The organism is Lentzea fradiae (assembly GCF_900100955.1).
GTDB lineage: Bacteria > Actinomycetota > Actinomycetes > Mycobacteriales > Pseudonocardiaceae > Lentzea > Lentzea fradiae.
In genome coordinates, this window is sequence record NZ_FNCC01000009.1 from 78,945 (window position 1) to 100,761 (window position 21,817).

Annotated in this window: 17 protein-coding genes; 9 read left to right on the forward strand and 8 right to left on the reverse strand. The window is 70.3% G+C overall.

Annotation, left to right across the window (positions count from 1 at the left end; all coding sequences use genetic code 11):
• Positions 1 to 9 precede the first annotated feature (9 nt).
• A complete protein-coding gene (locus tag BLT23_RS21955) occupies positions 10 to 1,239 on the reverse strand; it encodes a sarcosine oxidase subunit beta family protein (RefSeq protein ID WP_090051719.1) in 1,230 nt (409 codons plus the stop codon).
• Positions 1,240 to 1,307: 68 nt separating this feature from the next.
• On the opposite strand from BLT23_RS21955, the gene BLT23_RS21960 reads away from it, so the two are divergent.
• Positions 1,308 to 1,970 (forward strand): GntR family transcriptional regulator, encoded by a 663-nt coding sequence (locus BLT23_RS21960; RefSeq protein ID WP_090051720.1) that lies wholly within the window; start codon positions 1,308 to 1,310, stop codon positions 1,968 to 1,970.
• Between the two features lie 31 nt (positions 1,971 to 2,001).
• Here the strand turns inward: BLT23_RS21960 and BLT23_RS21965 are convergent, their stop codons facing one another.
• Positions 2,002 to 2,787, reverse strand: coding sequence for an SDR family oxidoreductase (locus BLT23_RS21965; protein WP_090051721.1), 786 nt, complete (start codon positions 2,785 to 2,787; stop codon positions 2,002 to 2,004).
• Between the two features lie 62 nt (positions 2,788 to 2,849).
• Here BLT23_RS21965 and BLT23_RS21970 point away from each other — a divergent pair, with 62 nt between their 5' ends.
• Positions 2,850 to 4,091 carry an MFS transporter gene (locus tag BLT23_RS21970; RefSeq protein ID WP_176946869.1) on the forward strand — a complete coding sequence of 414 codons (1,242 nt, stop codon included), beginning with the start codon at positions 2,850 to 2,852 and terminating at the stop codon, positions 4,089 to 4,091.
• Positions 4,092 to 4,095: 4 nt separating this feature from the next.
• Positions 4,096 to 4,731 carry a TetR/AcrR family transcriptional regulator gene (locus BLT23_RS21975; protein WP_176946870.1) on the forward strand — a complete coding sequence of 212 codons (636 nt, stop codon included), beginning with the start codon at positions 4,096 to 4,098 and terminating at the stop codon, positions 4,729 to 4,731.
• Positions 4,732 to 4,734: 3 nt separating this feature from the next.
• Here BLT23_RS21975 and BLT23_RS21980 read toward each other — a convergent pair whose 3' ends face one another.
• Positions 4,735 to 6,243: an ArnT family glycosyltransferase gene (locus BLT23_RS21980; protein WP_245744090.1), complete on the reverse strand. Its 1,509-nt coding sequence runs from the start codon at positions 6,241 to 6,243 to the stop codon at positions 4,735 to 4,737.
• Between the two features lie 128 nt (positions 6,244 to 6,371).
• Here BLT23_RS21980 and BLT23_RS21985 point away from each other — a divergent pair, with 128 nt between their 5' ends.
• From BLT23_RS21985 to BLT23_RS22000, 4 genes are all read left to right on the forward strand, one after another.
• Positions 6,372 to 7,337: a serine hydrolase domain-containing protein gene (locus BLT23_RS21985; RefSeq protein WP_090051724.1), complete on the forward strand. Its 966-nt coding sequence runs from the start codon at positions 6,372 to 6,374 to the stop codon at positions 7,335 to 7,337.
• Positions 7,338 to 7,401: 64 nt separating this feature from the next.
• Positions 7,402 to 7,965 carry a dihydrofolate reductase family protein gene (locus BLT23_RS21990; protein ID WP_090051725.1) on the forward strand — a complete coding sequence of 188 codons (564 nt, stop codon included), beginning with the start codon at positions 7,402 to 7,404 and terminating at the stop codon, positions 7,963 to 7,965.
• A 140-nt stretch (positions 7,966 to 8,105) separates the two neighbouring features.
• Positions 8,106 to 9,185: an NAD(P)H-dependent amine dehydrogenase family protein gene (locus tag BLT23_RS21995; protein WP_090051726.1), complete on the forward strand. Its 1,080-nt coding sequence runs from the start codon at positions 8,106 to 8,108 to the stop codon at positions 9,183 to 9,185.
• A complete protein-coding gene (locus BLT23_RS22000) occupies positions 9,182 to 9,661 on the forward strand; it encodes a carboxymuconolactone decarboxylase family protein (RefSeq protein WP_090051727.1) in 480 nt (159 codons plus the stop codon). Before BLT23_RS21995 ends, BLT23_RS22000 begins: the two co-directional genes overlap by 4 nt.
• A gap of 10 nt (positions 9,662 to 9,671) precedes the next feature.
• Here the strand turns inward: BLT23_RS22000 and BLT23_RS22005 are convergent, their stop codons facing one another.
• Positions 9,672 to 11,216: a GMC oxidoreductase gene (locus tag BLT23_RS22005; protein ID WP_090051728.1), complete on the reverse strand. Its 1,545-nt coding sequence runs from the start codon at positions 11,214 to 11,216 to the stop codon at positions 9,672 to 9,674.
• Between the two features lie 256 nt (positions 11,217 to 11,472).
• On the opposite strand from BLT23_RS22005, the gene BLT23_RS22010 reads away from it, so the two are divergent.
• Entirely contained in the window at positions 11,473 to 13,374 is a 1,902-nt protein-coding gene (locus BLT23_RS22010; protein ID WP_090052051.1) for an FAD-dependent oxidoreductase, read from the forward strand.
• An 11-nt stretch (positions 13,375 to 13,385) separates the two neighbouring features.
• On the opposite strand, the gene BLT23_RS22015 is transcribed toward BLT23_RS22010, so the two are convergent.
• Positions 13,386 to 14,477: an amidohydrolase family protein gene (locus BLT23_RS22015; RefSeq protein ID WP_090051729.1), complete on the reverse strand. Its 1,092-nt coding sequence runs from the start codon at positions 14,475 to 14,477 to the stop codon at positions 13,386 to 13,388.
• Between the two features lie 182 nt (positions 14,478 to 14,659).
• On the opposite strand from BLT23_RS22015, the gene BLT23_RS22020 reads away from it, so the two are divergent.
• Positions 14,660 to 17,671: a TIM-barrel domain-containing protein gene (locus tag BLT23_RS22020; RefSeq protein ID WP_090051730.1), complete on the forward strand. Its 3,012-nt coding sequence runs from the start codon at positions 14,660 to 14,662 to the stop codon at positions 17,669 to 17,671.
• Between the two features lie 64 nt (positions 17,672 to 17,735).
• On the opposite strand, the gene BLT23_RS22025 is transcribed toward BLT23_RS22020, so the two are convergent.
• Genes BLT23_RS22025 through BLT23_RS22035 form a run of 3 tightly spaced genes read right to left on the reverse strand, consistent with a single transcriptional unit; the run spans position 17,736 to position 21,576 of the window.
• Positions 17,736 to 18,458 carry a hypothetical protein gene (locus BLT23_RS22025; RefSeq protein ID WP_090051731.1) on the reverse strand — a complete coding sequence of 241 codons (723 nt, stop codon included), beginning with the start codon at positions 18,456 to 18,458 and terminating at the stop codon, positions 17,736 to 17,738.
• A 13-nt stretch (positions 18,459 to 18,471) separates the two neighbouring features.
• The gene (locus BLT23_RS22030; RefSeq protein ID WP_090051732.1) at positions 18,472 to 20,148 is read right to left on the reverse strand and encodes a pyridoxal-dependent decarboxylase; all 1,677 of its coding nucleotides are present in this window, start codon (positions 20,146 to 20,148) and stop codon (positions 18,472 to 18,474) included.
• 39 nt (positions 20,149 to 20,187) lie between these two features.
• Positions 20,188 to 21,576 (reverse strand): M20/M25/M40 family metallo-hydrolase, encoded by a 1,389-nt coding sequence (locus BLT23_RS22035; protein ID WP_090051733.1) that lies wholly within the window; start codon positions 21,574 to 21,576, stop codon positions 20,188 to 20,190.
• Between the last annotated feature and the right edge of the window lie 241 nt (positions 21,577 to 21,817).

The following is a 21,817-nucleotide window of genomic DNA, read 5'->3' on the forward strand; positions in this document are numbered from 1 at the left end:
CTGAACTCCTCAGTGCGCCACGGCGGCCGCGCCGTGCTCGTCGACGAGTGCGCCGGTCGTGAAGCGTTCCAGCGTGAACGGCGCGTTGTACGGGTGCGGCTCGTCGTGGGCGATCGTGTGCGCGAAGCAGTCGCCGACGCCTGGCGTGGCCTTGAACCCGCCGGTTCCCCAGCCGCAGTTGAGGTACAGCCCGCCGACCGGCGTGAGGCCGACGATCGGGGACGCGTCCGGGCTGACGTCGACGATGCCCGCCCACGTCCGCAGCAGGTGCGCGCGGGCGAAGACCGGGAACAGCTCCAGCGCGGCGGACATCTGCTGTTCGATGATGTGGAACGAACCCCGTTGCCCATAACCGTTGTAGCTGTCGATGCCCGCGCCCATCACCAGCTCTCCCTTGTGCGCCTGGGAGACGTAGACGTGCACGGCGTTGGACATCACCACCGTCGGGTGCACGGGTTCGAGCAGCTCGGAAACCAGTGCCTGCAAGGGATGCGAGGCGAGCGGGAGCCTGATCCCGGCCATCTTCGCGAGCACGGAGCTGTGCCCCGCGGCGCACAGGGCGACCTTGCCGGCGACGATGCGACCGCGTGACGTCCGCACGGCGGCGATCCGGCCGTGCTCCACCTCCAACCCGGTGACCTCGCAGTTCTGGATCAGGTGCACGCCCATCGCGTGCGCGGCCCGCGCATAGCCCCAGGCCACGTAGTCGTGCTTGGCGATGCCCGCGCGCGGCTGGTAGGTGGCCCCCAGCACCGGGTAGCGCACGTCCGGGGAGACGTTGACGATCGGGCAGATCTCCTTGACCCCGGCAGGATCCACCCACTCCGCGTCGATGCCGTTCAACCGGTTCGCGTTGACCCGGCGGACGCTGTCGCGGACGTCCTGGAGGCTGTGGGCGAGGTTCAGCACGCCGCGCTGGTCGAACAGGATCGGGTAGCCGAGGTCGTCCTCCAGGCCCTCCCACAGCTTGAGCGAGTGCTCGTAGATGCCCGAGCTCTCGTCCCAGAGGTAGTTGGACCGGATGATCGTGGTGTTGCGGGCCATGTTGCCGCCCGCGAGCCAGCCCTTCTCCAGCACGGCCACGTTCGTGATGCCGTGGACCTTCGCGAGGTAGTACGCCGTCGCGAGGCCGTGCCCGCCGCCGCCCACCACGACGACGTCGTAGGAGGACGCCGGTTCGCGGTCGTCCCACAGGAAGTCCGGGTGTTCGGGGAGGTGCGCTCCTGGCGGGCTGGTCATGTGCGGCGCCTCCCGCGTCCAGACTGGTCGACTACTGGTATATCAGTCTGTGCCGTACGGTAGGTCACATGAACGCACGGGTCAACGACGAGCCCGCCGCCGCCACCTCGCTCACCGAGCGGGCCTACTCGGTCCTGCGGGACCGCCTGGTGATGCTGGAGATCAAGCCCGGCGAGCCCATCAACGAGGAGCCGCTGCGCGCCGAGCTGGGCGTTGGCCGCACCCCGATCCGCGAGGCCCTCAAGCGCCTGGAGCAGGAACGGCTCGTCGTCGCCCACCCCCGGCGCGGCACGTTCGCGACCGACGTGCACATCTCCGACCTGTCGCACATCTCCGAGGTCCGCAGGACGCTCGAACCCCTCGCCGCGTCCGCCGCCGCCGAGCGGGCCACGGCCACCGACCGTGCCGCCCTCACCGGGCTGAGGTCACACCTGGAGACCTCGGCCCGGCCGGGCGACAACGTCGCGTTGCTGCGCGACGACGTGGGTGTGCACCGCGCCATCTACCGGTGCGTGCACAACCCGTTCCTGGAGGACACCCTCGTGTCCTACGACAACCTCGCGACCCGGATCTGGTGCGTGTTCCTGCCGCGGCTGTCCGGGATGGCGGGCCACGTCGACGAGCACGTCCCGCTGCTCACCGCGATCGTCGACGGCGACGCGGAGAAGGCCGCCGAACTGGCCGCCCAGCACGTCATCGGCTTCGAACGGGCCATCCGCGCGCTGATCTGAGACCGGCTCGGAGACCAGCCAGGAGACAGGCTCAGAGACAGGAGAGCAGGGCCGCCGCCCTCGCCTCCAGCTGCGGCCGGAGGTCGTACCCGCTGGTGTAGACGTACTGCTTGCCCGCCTCGATCGCCGCCAGCACCTCCTCGCCGACCTGGTCGACGCTCGGCCCGTTCCTGAGGAACTCCGCCACGGCGGGCGCGTGCTCGTCCGGGATCCCGACCGACGAGTCGAGCGACCGGGTGCGGTCGAGGATGCCGGTGTCGACGGGGCCGGGGCACAGCACGCTGACGTCGACGCCGTGGGCGGCGGCGGACAGGCGCAGCGAGTCCGAGAGGCCGACGACGGCGAACTTCGCGGTGACGTAGAGCGGGTTCGCGTCCGGGACGAGCCCGGCGCCCGACGACGTGTTGACGATGTGCCCCGACTTGCGGCCGATCATCCGCGGCAGGAACGTCTGCACGCCGTTGACCACGCCGTTGAGGTTGACGTCCAGCGCGAGGTCCCACTTGTCGTAGGTGAGGTCGGCGACGGACGAGACCGGGACGATCCCGGCGTTGTTGAACAGCAGGTCCACCGGTCCCAGCTCGCGCTCGGCCTCGTCGGCGGCCTCGGCGAACCCGGCGCGGTCCCGCACGTCCAACCGGTAGGTGCGCACCTTCGTGAGCCGGGTCAGCTCCCCGGCCGCGTCCTCCAGCGCCGCCGCGTCGAGGTCGGCCAGCGCGAGGAGCACACCCCGCCTAGCCAGCGCCCGTGCGATCCCCAGCCCGATCCCGTTGGCGCCGCCGGTGATGAAAGCGACAGCTCCAGCCCATTTCCGCATGTCAGAGCCTTTCTATGTTGGCTTGTCGACTCTATGTTTGTCAGCATAGTAGCCTCGTCGCCATGACAACGACCACGGGCAAAGCGCTCGCGACCGGAGGCGGCGCCACCATCGGCGTGCTGATGGGCCTCCAGGTGCTCGACAGCGTCGACGGCGTGATGCTGATCGTCTTCGCACCCGAGATCAGCAAGTCGCTCGGCATCGACACGGCGGCGATGGGCCTCCTCGGCGCGATCGGCGGGGTGATGGTCGCCCTGGCCGCGCTGCCGCTGGGCGTGCTCGGCGACAGGTACCGGCGCACCCGGATCGCCGGCGTCGCGACCCTCGCCTGGGCCGCCGCGGCGGGCGTCCTCGGCGTGGTGCAGGGCTACTGGCAGGCGATGGTGGCCCGCGTGGTCTCCGGCGCGGGCAAGGCCAACGAGGGCTCGATCCAGGCGTCGCTGCTGGTCGACGCCTACCACCCCGGTGTGCGCGGGCGCGTGCTCGGCCTGCACCGCGCGGGCCAGCCGCTGGGCATCGTGGTGGGGCCGCTCATAGCGGCGGCGTTCGCGGCGCTGATCCCCGAGGAGAACGAACCCTGGCGGTGGGCGTTCGCCTTCCTCGCGGTACCGGCGCTGGTCCTCGGCATCGCGGCGTTGCGCCTGCCGGAGCCGCCGCGCGAGACCCTGACAGCCGCGCCGCGCGGCGCGTTCGCGCAGCTGCGGCAGATCCGCTCGTTCATGCTGATCGCGCTCGCGCTCGGCGCGTTCGGCCTGGCCGTCACGACCGTGCCGATCTACCTGAACACCCTGCTGGAGGAGCAGCTCGGGCAGGACGCCGCGGCACGGGGCGTGATCACCTCGATCAGCGCGGTGGGCGGCCTCACGGGGGCGGCGCTCAGCGGCTGGCTCAGCGACCGGCTCTTCCGCCGCAGCCCCAAGGCGTGCCTGCACCTCGCGGCCGCGGCGTTCGCCGTGCTGGGGATCGGCTTCGCCCTGCAGGCGCACGCGCCGGACGTGACCAGCTACGTCGTCATCGGCGTGCTGACCCAGGGCATGACCTTCGCGGGCATCGTCCCGCTGAGCCTCGTCGTGGCCGGGGTGACGCCGCAGGCCATCCGCTCCAGGGCGTTCGCGTTGATGAACGTCTGCGCTGCCGTGATCGGGGGCATCGGCGGAGCGCTGGTGACCGGCGCCGCCGAGGTGGCGTGGGGTGAGCAGATGGCCGTCACCGTGGTGGCACCGGCCGGGACGGTCCTGGCGGGGCTCGTGCTGCTGGCGAGCACCCGGCACGTCCTCGGCGACATGGCCCGGCTCGTACGATGACCGCGTGAGCTCAACGGGACAGCGCCGCATCGACGAGATCGGCGACGAAAGCCGCCGCCGCATCCTGGACGCCGCGGAGGAGCTGTTCGCCGAACGAGGGTTCGAGCGCACGTCCTTTGTGGACATCGCGAAGCGGTCCGGCATCAGCCGCGGCTCGATCCCCTGGCACTTCAAGAACAAGGACGGCCTCGTCATGGCCGTCGTCGAACGCGCGGTGGAGCGGTTGTGGCCGAGTTCGCGCTACGACTACATCCCGTCGCTCACCGAGGTGTTCGCCGAGACGGCCCAGCTGATGCACGACGGCAACGCGTCGCTCGTGTTCATGATGCTCGTCGAGGCGCTGAACGACCGGGGCGTCGTCCACGAGCAGTACCAGGAGTTCCTGAGCCGCCGCCGGGAGGGCATCGAGACCCTCCTGCGCCTGCGCCGCCCGGCCGATGCCGACCCGGACACGGCGGTGGTCCGCGAACGCACGGCGGCCGTGGCGCTCAACGGCGCGCTGCTGGGCATCCACCTGCAAGCGCTCGTCGACCCCGACGACGTGGACATGGACGCGGCGCTGGTGTCGCTCGCCACGATGTTCGACCGGAACATCGCGGACGTCTGGCGCGACGACGAGGCCGCCCCGGAAGGCGAGTAGCCGTCAGCGGCGGAAGATCGTGATCGAGTGGCCGACGACGTCGATGGGCGCGCTGGTGTCGAGCAGCGCCTGAAGGCGTTCGTCGGCCTTCGCGATGGCGGTGTCGGACACGACGAGCACACCCCGCACCAGGTCTGCGGGCACCTTCCCGGGGTCCTCGGCGTGGATGCCGTAGTGCTCGGGCACCCCGGCGCCCTTGTAGACGAGCCACAGGCGCTCGCCGGAGTGGCGTTCCAGCCGTTCGGCGAGCCTGCCCAGGTCCTGTCCCCAGTCGACGTTCGAGTCGTGCAGGTGCAGGTGCGTCTTGGACGGGCCGCCGAACAGCTCGTTGGAGTACGGCAGGTAGTACGGGAACGCCCACAGCGAGCTCGCCGCGACGACCGCGACGGCGGGTGCGGCGAAGCGCCGGTCCGCCACGAACGCCGCCGCCACGGCGAGGAACATGGGCACGAAGATCGCGTACCGCACGCCGAGGTCGCGGTTGCCGGTCATCGCCGCGGCGAGCAGCACCGCCGCGGGCAGCAGCACGTACAGCGCCTGCGGGCGCCGGACGACCGCCGCGGTTCCGGCCGCCCACAGCAGCAGGGCGCCGAGCGGCGTCTTCACCAGCAACGCGGCCGGCAGGTAGTACCAGTGCGAGCCCTCGTAGTGCGTGCCGAACAGGTAGCCGCCCCACACCCGGTCCTCGAACCCGAACTGCAGGCCCAGCCCTTCCAGGTACGGCAGCGGGAACACCTGCGACGGGTCCACGACCGCGTACGACGCCCAGACCACGGCCACCGCCACGAGCGCCACGACGGCCACCGGCCTGACCTGGCCGCGGGACCGCCAGGCGAGGAACAGCACGACCGGCACGACCGCGAGGGTGTTCATCTTGGTCGCGAGCGCCGCGCCCAGCGCGAGTCCCGCGAGCGGCAGGTGCACCGCGTTCTCCCGTGCCCGCCAGAGCAGCCAGACCGCGGTGAGCACGAACCCGGCCGACGGCACGTCGAGCGTGGCCAGTGAGCCGTGCGCGATGAGGTCCGGCGAGAACGCGTACAGCCCCAACGCCACGAGACCGCCCGCGTTGCCGGTGAGGTCGCGGGCGAACAGCAGCACGACGACGCCGAACAGCAGCGTGAGCACGATGACCGGCAGCCGGGCCAGCAGGAGCAGGTGCTGCGGGTCGTTGCCCGACTCGTAGAGGACGTGCCTGCCGAACTCGGTCTGGTCACCGGTGAAGCCCCGCTCGAACGCGATGCCGGTGAACGCCAGGCCGGTCGCCATGACGAGCTTGCCGAGCGGCGGGTGCTCCTGGTTGTAGCGCAGGCTGCCCTCTTCGACGTAGGTCACCGCCGCGCCGATGTAGACCGGCTCGTCGATCGTCGGGGTCTGCTGGACGGCCGTGGTGACCATCGCGATCGCCATCTGGGCCAGCAGCAGGAACGCCACCAGCGCGAACAGCCGTCCGCGCCGCGGTGTGGCCGGCGCGGGGACGGCCTTCCGCGGCGGCGTGGTCGTGGCGAGCGCCAACGGATCGATCCTTTCCCCTGTGTGCACCTCCCCCGGTACTCCGGAAACGGGATGCCCGCTCGTTCGGTTGTCACGCCAGAGCGGAAAACTCGGTCGAGCCGCCGGGCGGGTGGCGCTAACCTGCGCCGATGGGGTGGGAGGACGTCGAACGGATCGCCGAGGAGACCGGCTTCTCCGGTGTGGTCAGGGTCGACCGCGGGGACGAGACCGTGTTCGAACGCGCGTACGGGTTCGCGGACCGGGCGCACGGCGTGCCGAACACCGCCGGCACCCGCTTCGGCATCGCCAGCGGGGGCAAGGGCTTCACCGCCCTCACTGTGCTCTCGCTCGTCCGGGACGGCACCTTGGGCCTGGGCACGACCGCGCGGGAGCTGCTCGGCGACGACCTCCCGCTCATCTCCGGCGACGTCACGGTCGAGCACCTGCTGGCCCACACGTCCGGCATCGGCGACTACCTCGACGAGGAGGCCGGCTGGGACGTCGAGGACTACCTGGTGGGCGCCGCGCACCTGCTCACGACCACCGAGGCGTTCCTGCCGCTGCTCGACGGGCACGCCGCGAAGTTCCGCGCGGGCGAGCGGTTCGGCTACTGCAACAGCGGCTACGTCGTCCTCGCGCTGCTCGCGGAACGGGCGAGCGGACGCGGTTTCCACGCGCTCGTCCACGAGCGGGTGCTGGAACCGTTCGGGCTGACGGGAACCGGGTTCCCGCGCTCGGACGAGCTGCCGGGCGACGCCGCCGTGGGCTACCTCGAAGGGCAGGACCGGACCAACGTCTTCCACCTGCCCGTGCTGGGCAACGGCGACGGCGGCATCTACACGACGGCGGCGGACATGACGCGGTTCTGGCGCGCGCTGTTCGACAGCGACCTCGCGGCGGAGGCGACCCGGCCGCGCAACCACGTCCCCGAGGAGTCGCTGCGGTACGGGCTCGGCTTCTGGCTGCACGAGACGACGGACACGGTGATCCTCGCGGGCTACGACCCCGGTGTGTCGTTCAAGTCCTGGTACGACCCGCACACCGGCACGGTGGCCACGGCCCTGGCGAACACCTCGTCGGGCGCGTGGCCGGTCGCGCGGGCACTTCCGTCCTGACCGATGACTTTCCCGCCCCGTGCCGGTCTGCACGCGGGAGACCGGACCAGGGGAGGCTGACCGCATGCGGAAACTGATCTACGGGATGAACGTGAGCCTGGACGGCTACACCGCCGCGCCGGGCGGCGACCTCGGCTGGAGCGTGCCGAGCGACGAGCTGTTCCAGTACTGGTCGGACCGGGTGGCGGCGACGGAGCTGGCGCTCTACGGCCGCAAGCTGTGGGACGCGATGAGCCCGCACTGGCCCTTCGTCGCGCAGCGGCCGGACACCACCCCGGCGGAGGCGGAGTTCGGCCGCCGCTGGGTGGACATGCCGAAGGTCGTGTTCTCGTCCACCCTCACCGAGGTCGGCTGGAACTCCCGCCTGGTCACCGGCGACCCGGTCGCGGAGATCACCCGGCTCAAGGCGGAGGACGGCGGCCCGATGGACATCGGTGGCGCCACCCTCGCCGCGACGGCGATGCGGGCGGGGCTCGTCGACGAGTACGTGCTGGCCACCGCGCCGGTCGTGCTGGGTGGCGGCACGCCGTTCTTCACCGCGCTCGACAGCTGGGTGGACCTCACCCTGGTCGAGACCAGGACGTTCCCCGAAGGGGTGGTCCTCACCCGGTACGAGAAGAGGCGTTAGTGCCGGACGGGTGACGGCGAGCCGGCCGTCGTGGTGCCGGCCGCGGCCCCGGGATCTCCGTGCCGCCGCCGCCCGACCGGCCCCGCCGTACACCTGATGGACCCTTGTAGACTGAAACGTGTTCTAGTTAGTCTACCCGCATGATCGCCACAGTGGTGTGGGGCACCGGGAACGTCGGCCGTTCGGCGATTCGTGCCGTCGAGGCCCATCCCGGACTGAAGCTGACGGCCGTGGTCGTGCACGACCCCGGGAAGGCCGGTCGCGACGCGGGCGACCTCGCCGGGCTGGACCACGAGCTCGGGATCGCGGCCACCACGGACGTCGACGCGGTGCTGGCGGCCAGTCCGCGCGCCGTCGTCTACGCGGCGTCCGGGGACGTCCGGCCCGGCGACGCGCTCACCGACATCACCAGGGCGATCAGGGCCGGCGCCGTCGTGGTCACGCCGTCGCTGTACGCGCTGTACGACCACCGCAGCGCTCCCCCGGAACTTCGAGAACCTGTTCTAGCGGCTGTCGCGGAGGGCGGCGGGTCGCTCTTCGTCTCCGGTGTCGACCCCGGCTGGGGCAACGACGTGCTGCCGCTGATGGTCAGCGGGCTGGGCCACACCATCGACTCCGTGCGCTGCCAGGAGATCTTCGACTACTCCACCTACGACCAGCCGGACGCGGTGCGGTGGCTGATCGGGTTCGGGCAGCCGCTCGACTACCAGGCACCGATGCTCCTGCCGTCCGTGCCGACGATGGTGTGGGGCGGGCAGATCCGGCTGATGGCACGGGCGCTGGGCGTCGAGCTCGACGAGATCCGCGAGACCGTCGACCGGCGCGCGCTCGACGAGACCGTCACGACCAGGACGATGGGCGAGTTCGAGGCGGGCACGCAGGGCGCGATCCGGTTCGAGGTGCAGGGCGTCGTCGGCGGCGAACCGCTCATCGTCATCGAGCACGTCACGCGCATCCACGCCTCCTGCGCCACCGACTGGCCGATGCCGCCGTCGGGCGACGGCGCGCACAGGGTGATCATCGAGGGCCGGCCGCGCATCGAGGTCTCGGTCGAGGCGGTGGACGAGGGCGAGAACCGGTCCGCGGGCGGCAACGCGACCGCGGTCGGCCGCATCGTCAACGCCATCGACTGGCTCGCCGACGCCGAACCCGGTCTGTACGACGCGCTCGACGTCCCGTTGCGCCCCGTCGCGGGCAAGCTCGGAAGGAGCAAGGGATGAACATCGACATCCCCGAGGGCAAGGACCCGATCGGGTACGTGTGGAGCGAGATGGTGCCGGGCATCGGTGTCGCCGCCGCGGGGTTCTCGCTCGCCGTGTACCAGCACTCCACGCTCGGGCTGCGCGAGTTCGAGGCGGCGCGGCTGCGGATCGCCCAGATCAACGGCTGCCTGTTCTGCCTCGACTGGCGGACCGAACGCGACGGCGAGAAGGTCGAGGAGGGCTTCGCCGACGCGGTGACCCAGTGGCGCACCACAGGCGCCTTCGACGACCGCACGCGGCTGGCCGCGGAGTACGCCGAGCGGTACGCACTGGACCACCACGGCCTGGACGAGGAGTTCTGGTCCCGGATGGCGGAGCACTACAGCCAGCGGGAGACCGTGGAGCTGACGATGAGCATCGGGTCGTGGCTCGCGTTCGGGCGGCTGAACCGGGTGTTCGGCCTCGACGCGATGTGCGTGCTGCCGAAGCTCTGACGCCGTCTCCTCAGAAGTCGGTGGCGATGATCCTCGCGATGTTCCGCTCGGCCAGCGCCGTGATCGTGACGAACGGGTTCACGACCGTGGTTCCGGGGATCAGCGCGCCGTCGACGACGTAGAGACCGGGGTGGCCGTGCAGGCGGCCGTGGTTGTCGGTGGCCCTGCCGAGGATCGCGCCGCCGAGCGGGTGGTACGTGAGGTGGTCGCCCCAGATCTTGTAGACGCCGAAGAGGTCGGTCCGGTAGATCGTCCCCTCCTTCGAGTTGATCTTGTCGAAGATGGTCTTGGCCGCCGCGATCGAGACCTGCTTCCACTCCGTCTGCCAGCTCAGGTCGACCTTGTTCGTGGCGGGGTTCCAGGTGAACCGCGCCCGGTTGGGCGTCCTGGTGATCGACAGGTAGAACGACGCGAAGGTCTCGAAGCCGGTCGGCAGCGGCGCCACCTCGGCGAACGCGCCGCCCGCCGCCCAGTTGTCGATGCCGAGCGTCGGGATCGCCGACTGGAGGCTCCCGGTCGGGTCCCACAGGTGGTTGGCCCGGCCGCACATCACGTTGCCGTTGTCGCCCCAGCCCGCGCCGACCTCGCCGTTCAGGTTCGGCAGCGCGCCCGTGGCCTTCAGCTTCACCAGGAGCTTGCTGGTGCCGACGCTGCCCGCCGCGAAGAACACCTTGGCGGCGGTCACCTGCTTGGTGGCGACGACACCTCCCGTGGTGTCGAGCTGCTCGATCGTGACGAGGTAGCCGCCGGACGCCGGCACGACCGAGACGACCCGGTGCAGCGCCGAGATCGTGACGCGGCCGGTCGCCCTGATCTTGGGCAGGTAGGTCTTCTGCAACGACTTCTTGCCGTGGTTGTTGCCGTAGAGGATCTCCCCTGCCAGTGCCGACTCCGGGACGGTGCCCGCCTCCTCCTGCTCCATGTAGTCCCAGTCGTACACGGTCGGGACGAACACGTACGGGAAGTTCGAGCGCTGCGCGTGCTTCCGGCCGACGCGCGCGTACTGGTAGGCGGCGGTGCTCTCGAACCACTCCGGCCGGACCAGGGCGGCACCGAGCTCGGCGTTGGCGCGCGGGTAGTAGGTGCCGTACATCTCGGCGGGGTCGACCGACGGCAGGATCTCGCCGAACGTCTCGCGCTTCGGCGTGACGGCCATGCCGCCGTTGACGAGCGACCCTCCCCCGACGCCGCGACCCTGGTAGACGGTGATGCCGGCGAACTCCTCGGCGTCGAGGACGCCGGTGTACCGCGGGATCGACTTGTCGATGGGGAAGCCCAGGAAGTTGCTCAGCGGCTGTTTGGTCTTGGTGCGCAGCCAGAACGACCGCTGGTCCGGCGTGGTGGTGTTGGCGAAGATCTTGCCGTCGGAGCCGGGGGTGTCCCAGGCCATGCCCATCTCGACCATGTGGACGTCCACGCCCGCCTCGGCCAGGCGCAGCGCCGTGACGCACCCGCCGTACCCCGTCCCGATGACCAGCGCGGGGACGACGGCCGCGTCGGCGATCGCCGCGGAGGCTCGCGCGGCCGGGACGACCGCGAGGGCCGCAGCCCCCAAAATGGAACCTGTTCCAGCCAGAAACGCGCGACGGGATGAACCAGGAAAAGGGTTGTCACACGACGTTGTGTGGTTCAAAGTGATCTTCCTCACTATTGACGTATGAGAACTTGTTATACCGGTGATTTCGAGATCAAGTCACTACCCGGCGCTTCCGGTTCCCTCGCGCAGCGCAACTCCGGACGGCGAGTGCGGGCGGCCAGGTGCACTCGATCCGGGAATGTCCCGGCAGACGCGGCGGCACCACAATCAAGTGATGCCAGTGGAATCCGAAGGTGTGGCCGGTGCTGCGAGCGTCCTGGTCGTGGGCGCGGGTATCGCGGGCCTGTCCGCCGCACGCGCGTTGCGCGACCGCGGCCATCCCGTCGTGGTCCTGGAAGCGCGGGACCGGGTCGGCGGGAGGATCTGGACCGACGAGCACGGCGTGGACCTGGGCGCGCACTGGATCCACGGCACGGACGGCAACCCGATCACCGAGCTGGTGGAGGAGCTGGGCATCCCGTTCAGCTACGTGGGCGGCGACAGCGCGTACACCGGCGGGTTCGACAGCCTCGACCTGTTCGGCGCCGACCTGCGCGCGATGAGCCACCGCCGCAAGACCAGGACCCTCGAACTGGCCGACGACGTCCTGCACGAGCTGGAACAACGCGCCGCCGCCACCCGCCACGACGACCTCCCGGACGTGTCGCTGGGCGACGCGGTGCGCCAGATCCTCGCGGCGCGCGAACTGTCCCGGGAGGACGAGCAGGCCGTGCGCTACCACCTCAACGTGCTCCTGCGCGAGGACGCGGCGGAAGACCTGGACAAGCTGTCGCTCAAGCACTGGGAGGACGGCTACCTCGTCTACGGCTACGGCGACAGCACCCTGCACGAGGGCTACCAGTCCGTTGTGGACGCTCTCGCCGAGGACCTCGACATCCGGCTGGGCCACGTCGTCACCCGGGTCGAACCGGGTCGTGTCGTGACGTCGCGAGGTGTGTTCGAGGCGGACAAGGTGCTCGTGACGCTGCCGCTCGGCGTCCTCAAGACGTCAGCGGTGGAGTTCGAGCCGCCGCTGCCCGCGGCGAAGCGGTCGGCGATCACCCGGCTCGGCTTCGGCACGCTGAACAAGATCGCCCTGCACTACGCGGAGCCGTTCTGGCCGCGCGAGCAGTACGTCTTCGGCTACCTGTGCCGCGACACCGACCAGTACCCGACCGTCGTGATCAGCATGTGGAGGTCGCACGGCAAGCCGGTCCTGGTGATGCTGCTCGGCGCGTCGCTCGGCCGGGAGATGGAGACGTGGCCGGAGGAGGAGGTCACCGCCTACGCCGAGTGCGTCGTGCGGGACATCTTCGGCGAGGAAGTCCCGCCGGCCGAGTCCGTCTCGCGGACGGGCTGGTCCGCCGACCCGTACGCGCTGGGCTCCTACACGTGCATCGGCGTCGGCTCGTCCTCGAAGGACATCGCCATCCTCGCCGAACCCGTCGGCGACACCCTGTTCTTCGCCGGCGAGGGCACGAACCCATACCACTGGGGCTGCGTGCACAGCGCCTACGAGTCCGGCCTGCGCGAGGCCGCCAGGATCAGCGGCGACCAGTCCCTCTACACCCCGCCGAGCGCGGGCAAGTCCCGCCGCCAGTCGCGCAACACCGACCGGATGCTGCGGTTCGTGCGCATGAGGATGAACCACCTGGTGGACCACGAGCTGGCCGAACGGGTGGCGTGCCTGCGCGAGAGCGTCGACCCGCACGGCGTGCGGCTCCTGCACTCGTTGCAGGACTCGGAGCTGGAGACGCTCGCGTCGATGTTCGACGAGATCCCCTACTCGGCGGGAGACGTGCTGTTCCGCGAGGACGACGCGGCGCACGGCGTGTTCCTGGTCGCCCGCGGCCGGGTCGAGATCGACTTCGGCGGCATCTACGAACGCGCGGTGCTGGGACGCGGCGCGCTGCTCGGCCACTACGACATGTTCTTCAACGCCCGCACCACGTCCGTCACGGCGCTGGACGACGACGTCCTGGTGTACTACCTCGACCACTACCGCTACCAGAGCTTCCTGTTCGCGTTCCCCGAGGTGATGATGCTGATGCTCGGTGATCTGGTGACGCGGTGGGAGCAGCTGGAGACGGTGCTCGGGGCGGCGACGCTGCCCGAGGTCCGGCGGGAGATGGCCTGAGCGGCCACCCGTCAGAGGTCGGGCAGTGGCGTTCCCGGCGTGCGGGCGACGATCGCGGCCGTCGCGACGAGGTCCCAGCCGGGGGCGTACTGGTTGCCGGTGGTCAGGTGGGGCGCGTGCTGCTCGTAGCGGTCGAGCAGCTCCCGCACCGACTCGAACACCGCCCGGTGCGGATGACCGGACCGCACGCGGCAGCAGTGCCGGGCGAGGTTGAGGAGCTGTCCCAGCGGCTCTCCGCGCTTCGTGGGTTCGACGGCGGCCGCGAGGTAGACGTAGAGCCGTTCCAGCAGCGGGTCGAGCGGCGGCACGGCTCCCGGTGCGGGGCCGAGGTCGAGCGGGTCGGCGCGGTCGACCAGGCGGCGTGACTGTCCTCCCAGGACACTCGCGAGCCGTTCGTCGTCGAGCCCGGCGTACATCGCGCACCGGGCCGTGGCGTGCGCGCCCCAGGTCGGTGTCGAGTAAGGGATGTCGCTGCCGAACAGCACCCGTCCGGGTGGCACGGCGCCGAGGAGCGTCACCAGATCGGTGGGGCTCCACCACGACGTGTCGAAGAAGAGGGTGGCGGGCAGCGGGTGGCCGGCCAGCCAGGCCAGGTCGGTCAGGCCGTCGTGCGCGAGCACGAACCGGGCGCCGGAGTACCGGTCCAGCAGCGCGAGCAGGGTGTCGCCGAGCGCGTCGTTCTCCGGTCCCGCGTGCACCACGATCGGCAGCCGCAGCTCGTGCGCCAGGCCGAAGACGCCGGTGAGCTCCTGGTCGTCCAGCTCGAACCCGTCGCTGGCCGGGTGCAGCTTGATCCCCGCGGCACCGGCCTCCACGCAGCGGCGCGCCTCGCCGGCCGGGTCGTCCCCCGGCGCGACCCGGCAGAACGGGACCAGCGGGGCCTCCTTCAGCACCGCGTCGTTCGCGTCGCGGTAACCGTCCGGTTCGGTCAGCGGGAACACCGCGGCCCCGGCGTCCAGCCGGGACAGTGCCGCGCGGACGTCGTCCGCCGTGGCGGAGAAACCGCTGGGATCGTTGACCCCCACGTGCGTGTGGATGTCGAACAGCGGGCAGTCGACGCGCAACGCCTCCCACCACGGCCACACGAGGTCGTCGGCGTACATCGGCTCTCCTCCGGCCGTCACGGCGGGAGTGCCCGCCGGACCGCCGTGCAAACGCACCGCCGTTCGTCCGCCGCTCCCCTGCTCCGACTGGTGTCTTGATCGCTCAACCGGGTCAGGCCAAGGTGAGGGACGTCCGGTCAGCCGGACACCTCGGAAGCCGACGGCGTCAGACGAGGAGAACGATGCGGAAACGCTCGACAGTCATCCCCCTGCTGGCCCTGGTGGCCCTGGGACTCCCCACCCCCGCGACCGCCCGGCCGGACGACACGGTGGTCTCCGGGCAGGCCCGGTTCCAGGTCCTGTCCCCCACACTCGTCCGGACGGAGTACGCGGGCGACGGGCGTTTTGAGAACGCCTCGACTTACAACGTTGTAAACCGCAGCTTCCCCACTCCGGCCTACACGTCGCGGGTCACGGACGGCTGGCTGGTCATCACCACCTCGGCGCTGACGCTGCGCTACCGGGTGGGGTCCGGCCCGTTCCGCGCCGACAACCTGGAGCTCAAGGCGGCCGGCACGACCGCGTCCCCGTGGCGGCGGGTGGTCTGTGCGACGGGACAGCTCTGCGAGGCCGAGGACCAGGCGCGCGAGGGGATGCTCGTCGCGGCGGACCACCCCGGGCACACCGGGCCCGGGTTCGTCGCCGGGTTCTCCTACACCAACAACGACGTCACGGCGACGGTGCGCGCGACCAGCGCGGGCAGGCACCGGGTCGTCGTGCGGTACGCGAACGGCAACGGCGGTGACGGGCGGCACGAGGACCGCACGCTCAGCCTGAGCGTCGACGGGAAGGCGCCGCGGCAGATCACGCTGCCGCGCACCGCGGACTGGCGCGACTGGCGCACGGCGGAGGCAGAGGTCGACCTCCCCGCGGGCGAGCACCGCGTCACGCTCCGCAAGACGGCGGCGGACTCGGGCAACGTCAACGTCGACAGCCTGGCCCTGCTCACCGCCGGCCAGCCCTACCCCGGCACGAGGGCGACGGACGACTGCCGGTTCGGCACCAGCTGCGAGGCGGAGACCGCGCAGGTCGGCGGCGCCGCCAAGATCGCGGACGAGCACGTGGGGTACGCGGGCACCGGGTTCGTCTCCGAGCTCGTCGGCGGCACGCGGGTCAGCCACCGGGTGACGAGCGTCCCGGCCGCGGGCACCTACCCGGTCGTGCTGCGCTACGCCAACGGCAGGGGCGGCGACGGCAAGCACGAACCACGCACCGTCCTGGTCAACGGGCAGCCGCACACGGTGCCGACGACCGCGGACTGGGCGACGTGGGCCACCACGACGGTCCAGGTGCCGCTGCCCGCCGGAACGTCCGACCTCACGATCACCTGCCCGGACGCCGGCTGCCACGTCAACCTCGACACCATCGGCGTCAACACGTCGACGCAGCACCTGGCGCTCGGCGGCTACCGCCGTTCGCTGGACGGCTACACCGGCAACAACGGCGCGCCGCGCACCTTCCCCGGCCTCCTCTACCGCGACGGCTGGTTCATGCTCGACGACACCCCGTCCGCACTGCGCACCGGCAACCCGCGCGCCGACCGGGGCGCACAGCCGTACCAGGACGGCTACGTGTTCGGCTACGGCCAGAACTACAAGACCGCCCTCGGTGACCTCGCGGCACTGACCGGCGGACCGAAGCTCCTGCCGAGCTGGGCCTACGGCGTCTGGTACTCCGAGTACATCGACAGGACCGCCGCGGACTTCCGCGACAAGATCGTCCCCGACTTCCGCAAGCACGGCGTCCCGCTCGACGTCCTCGTCGTCGACACCGACTTCAAGGGCCACAACCTGTGGAACGGCTGGCAGATGGACCAGGCCAAGTTCCCCGACCCGCAGGGCTTTTTGGAGTGGGCGCACGACCAGGGCCTGCACAGCACGCTCAACATCCACCCGAGCATCCGCGGCGACGACCCGGACTTCGCCCGAGCGCAGGCCACGGCCAAGGGCAAGCTCACGAAGAGCGGCGACAACTACCTGTTCGACTGGGGCGACCCCGACCAGCTGCGCGCGTACGTGGAGCTGCACCGCAAGATGCCGACCGACTTCTGGTGGCTCGACTGGTGCTGCGACGGCTCAGGCTCCTCACGCCGCGGCGTCACGCCCGACACGTGGATCAACGAGCAGTACTCGAAGATGGGCTCCTTCGCGTTCTCCCGCGGCTTCGGCTCGTTGCAGGCAGGCGGCTACAGCGGCGGCGGACCGCTTCAGACCGGCCCGTGGGCGGAAAAGCGCACGACCCTGCACTTCACCGGCGACACGTCGTCGACGTGGGGCACGCTCAAGGCCACCATCGGCTACACCTCGGCCGAAGGCGTCGCGACCGGCATGTCGAACATCAGCCACGACATCGGCGGGCACAACGACACCACCGGCCTGCCAGGATCAGAGCAGTACCTCGACAACGGCCAGCTCCGCTACACCACCAAGTTGCCCGACGACATGTACGCACGCTGGGTGCAGCTCGGCGCGTTCCAGCCGATCACCCGCCTGCACAGCAACCACGGCGACCGCCTGCCGTGGCAGTACGGCCCAGCCGCGCAGGCATCGGCGACGAAGTTCCTGAACCTGCGCGAACGCCTGGTCCCCTACCTGCACTCGCTGGCAGAGCAGGCGAACCGGACCGGCGTGCCGATGGTGCGCCCGCCCTACCTCGAACACCCCGGCAGCGCCGAGGCGTACGCGACCGCGGACAGCCAGTTCCTGCTCGGCCCCGACCTCCTGGTCGCACCGGTGACGACGCCGGGCGAGACCGCCGAGACGCGGGTGTGGTTCCCTCCGGGCCAGTGGACCGACTACTTCACCGGCCAGGTCCACCAGGGCAACTCCTGGGCGACCGTCACCTCGGGCCTCGACACCATGCCGGTGTTCCTGCGCTCGGGCGGCCTCCTCGTGGAACGCACGAACAACGTCACCAACGACGCGCAGAACCCGTCCGACGAACTGACCGTGCACGTCACGGCCGGCGCCAAGGGCGAGTTCACGCTCTACGAGGACGACGACCGCAAACTGTCCTCCCGCACCAGGATCGTGCAGAACGGCGACAAGGTCACCGTGCACCCGGCCAAGGGCTGGTTCCCCGGCAAGGTGTCCAAACGGGACTGGACCGTCGTGGTGCACGAGGCCGATGGAACCACCCGCACCGTGCGCGCGATGGCGAAGTCCGCGCACCAGAAGGTGGTGATTCACATCTGACCGCGCGGAAGGGGCTGCTGCGCATCGCGCGCAGCAGCCCCTCCGGAGACTCACACCGCCAAGATCACACGGCAGCCGCCTCCACCGCTTCAAGAAGACGAACGGAGTAGTTGGCCATGCCGTTCAATTCCTTCGTGTCGAACCACTGAGTGTGGGTGACCGTCAGAGTGGCCTTCTTCCCTTGTGCGCTGAGTGCCTGCAAGACGGTGCCCGGCGGGATAGGACTCGTAGTGGGCGAGTGATCCTCCGTCACGCCTTGGAGTTCCATGAGCACGCCGGCCGCGAGCTCCGCGGTCGTGAGCTCCGAGTTGGTGACGCTCACGTCGACCAGGAGCTGGTAGTCGGGAGTCTTGGTCATGTAGTGCGTGGCGTGCGTTTCCGCGCCCGTGCCGAACAGCAGGTACGTGGGCTTGGGCGGGTAGGCGTCGCTGTCCTGGAACGGCCGGTCGTAGAGCACCGACGTGATGTCGACCGGCGTGCCCCGGACGATCGCCACGGCGTTCTGGAGGTCGTTGTCCACCACCTTCAGGATGGTGCCCGCGAACTTCTTGTCGGCCAGCATCTTCGGGAGCAACAGCTTCTCGTCGTTGACGACGACGAACGTCGCCGACGGCGCGGCCTTCCTGGCTTCGGTGTAGGTCTTCTGAGCGTCGGCGGTGAACCCGAACGTCGCGACCACCTGGTAGCGGTGGGCGGCCATCGTGAACATCGCCAGGTGACCGCCGTGGACGACCTGCTCACCCATCAGCACGAAGCCGTGGATGTCCGGTTCCTCGTCGTGGTTCATGAGCCGCTCCTTCCTAGAACGCGTTGCCGGACAGGTGCACCAGGGCGAGGCGGGCGATGTCGCCGGTCTCGGCCGAGCCGTCGACGTAGGTCGTCAGGTCGACGCCACCGCGCTGCTTCGGCATGGTGTACGGGGTGGACTTGGCGAGATCGGCCGCCAGCTCGTCGATCATCTCCTTCGTGACGTGGGGCATCACGTACAGGTGCGCGTAGTGGACGACGTCGTCCCCCACCTTGAGCGGGACCGTGGCCAGCGAGTACTTGTGGACGAGGTCCGGGGACGGCTGCTTGAACCGCACCGTGAGCGCCAGCGGCGTCCGCGCGGCCTCCCAGGTGCTGCCCAGCGCCTTGAGCTTCTCCTCCGCGTGGTCGGTGACCTCCAGGGCGTTGCGGATCATCGCCATCTGGTCGTTCTGGGAGTGCTTGGCCAGGAAGTGCCACATGATCAGCGGCGAGAACGCGTTGCGCGACCCGCCGAACGTGGTGTCCGGCGACCCGATCACGGCGGGCTGCTCCGGCGGCTGCATCTGGAGGTTCGCCTTGGTCATGAACACGCCGCACGGCCAGGGCGCGCCGGGGTACTTGTGGCCGCTGGTGACGATGGAGGCGACCTCGGGGACGCGGAAGTCGAACGTCGGCGGCGGGGTGGACGCCTTGGTGCCGCCGGCCTTGACGAGCTTCTCGATGAACGGCGCGTAGGTCGCGGCGAGTGCTCCGTCGACGTGGATCCAGTGGCCGGTGCGCTCGTCGACCAGCTCGTTGCCGTTCTCGTCGCGGCCGTAGCGGACCTTGCGCTTGTCCAGCCCGTACTTGGCGAAGATCGGCCGCAAGCGCTCGCAGACGGCGGCCACGTCGTCGTAGGCGCCCTTGAACGTGCTGCCGTAGTTGAGGTTGACGATCACCGGGTGGCCCATTCTCGCGAAGAACTCCACCAGCGTCGCCAGCTTGTCGATGTCGATGCTGCCCGGTCCGCTGTCGCCGCCTTCGGACGGGACCTCGTGGTCCCACGGCCCGTCGTTCAACGGGTTGGCGTACGGGTAGAGCTTGGTGCCGACCTCGTAGAAGTTCGGGATGTTCAGCACCCGCAGCGCTTTGGCCACCGAGTAGTGCGTGTCGTGCGAGTAGAAGGCCACCGGCGAGTAGGCGTTCTGGTTGTGGGCGGGCGCGGTGTCCTGCACCCAGACGTACTGCGCGCCGCCCCCTTCCGCCGGTTCGCGCATGAGGGTCTTGCCGGACAGGTAGTCGCGGGCGTTCCAGAGGGCGTAGTTGTTGCCTTCGGAGGAACCCATCGTCAGCACGTAGCCCCAGTAGGCGTCCTTGGGCACCTCTCCGTTCACCTTGGTGCGGGGCTTGGCGTTCCACAGCTTGGCGTAGTAGTCCAGGACCGCGCGCTCGGCCCACCGCGTGTGCAGGGTGAAGTGCGAGTCCTCGAACGGGTCGCCGACGTTGTTGAAGTGGTAGTCGAGGAAGCGGGCCATCGGCTCGCGCAGCTTGAGGTCCTCGTTGGTCTGGTAGCCGAGGAACCTGCCCTGGAGGTCCGTGAAGTAGTTCTCCAGCTTGTCCAGCACCGCCTTGCGCTGCGGCTCCGGTACCCCCTCGTCGGGAATCTTGAAGTCTTCGTCGGTCGGACTCGGCACGGCGTCGGCGTTCTCGGTTCGCGCGAAGTCCTGTACCTGGTCAGCGATGGTCATGGTCACCCTCTCGTGTGGACCGTCCCGGTCGGGAGGTGGTCAGCGGGCGGGAGCGGCGAGCGCGTCCAGCAGCAGCGCCTCGGCGAGGGTCATGTGCTCCAGCTCGGAGCGGCTGACGCTCTCGTCGTTCCCGTGGATGTTGGCCAGTGGTTCCTCGCAGCCCCACAGCACGATGTCCGAGCTCGGGTTGGCGGCGTGGAGCGCGGAGACCAGCGGGATGGAACCGCCCTGACCGGACTGCGCCACGGCGTCGGTCTTGTAGGCGGTCTTGAGCGCGGTCTCGACGGCGGCGTGGTGCGGGCCCTGGTAGGCGGCGAAACCCTGGCCGAGGCTCACCGGAACCACCTGGCGGACCACGGCCTCCGGAGCGTGGGTCTCGATGTGCTCCCGCAGCGCCTTGAGCGCCGCGTCCGGGTCCTGGTTGGGCGCGAGCCGCACGCTGATCCGGGCCGTCACCTCCGGTGTCAGCACGTTGGCCGGCCGGTCCATGCTCGGCGCGCCCCGCAGGCCCACGACGTTGACGGACGGGCGGCCGAACAGGCGCTGCGCGATCGTGCCGGTGCCGACGAGGCCGACCCCCGGCTCCACCCCGGCGTCCTTGCGGTACTGCTCCTCCCGCACGGGCGCCCAGTCGTGCTCGAAGCGGGTCAGACCGGCGACGGCGACGTCCCCGTTGGCGTCGTGCAGGGTCGACAGGAGCCGCACGAGCGTCATGAACGCGTCGGGTGCCGGTCCGCCGTACATGCCGCTGTGGACCTCTGCGGCGAGCGTCTTCACGGTGACGTCCACCGCGACGATGCCGCGCAGGGTGGAGGTGAGCGCGGGCTGGCCGACCGCCAGGTTCCCGGTGTCGGCGACGATGATCAGGTCGGCCTGGAAGCGGGGGTCCTCCGGGTGGGCGTCGACGTAGGAGTCGAGCACGCTGCTGCTCTCCTCCTCGCCCTCGACGACGAGCTTGACGTTGATCGGGAGCTTCGACCACGTGTCCCGCAAGGCTTTCAGCGCGCCCAGGTGCAGGACGACCCCGGATTTGTCGTCTGCGGCACCACGTCCGTACAGGCGGGTGTCACCGTTCGCCGTGACTTCCTTCGGCACGAACGGTTTGGTGACCGTCCACTTCGTCTCGTCGGCGGGTTGCACGTCGTAGTGCGCATACAGCAGGACCGTCGGCGCGCCCTTGGTGTCCGAGCGCTGGTCCGCGTACACCAGGGGCGCGGAGGTCTTGCCCTCGTGGCTGATGGTGATGACGTCGGCGCTGCTCAGGCCGACCGAGCGGAACAGCCCGGCGATCACCTCCGCGGTGGCGTGCAGGGGCGGGTCCGGCTCGTCGGCCGTGGACCTGTACTTCACCAGGTCGATCAGCGTCTGCCAGAACTCGAGGGCCTGCACGTGGTCCCGCAGGCCCTTTCCGGCGGTGACAGCGGTCATGGGGGTCCTTCCCGTGAGTGTGCGGGCAGCGTCGGACGACGCGTCCACTCCGGATTCACGCCACGCGGGACCGGTCGCGGCCGTGACGGGGGCGGTCAGCGGCTCCGGTGCGCGTTCGCGGTGGGTAACAGGCGAGGAACGGACGCCCCTCGCACACGGAAGAGGGAGCTCTCGGCAGCGCGGCACGACGCCTGCGCGGGTGTTCCGCGGCCACCGCGCATCGCGCGTGACCGGTTCGGCG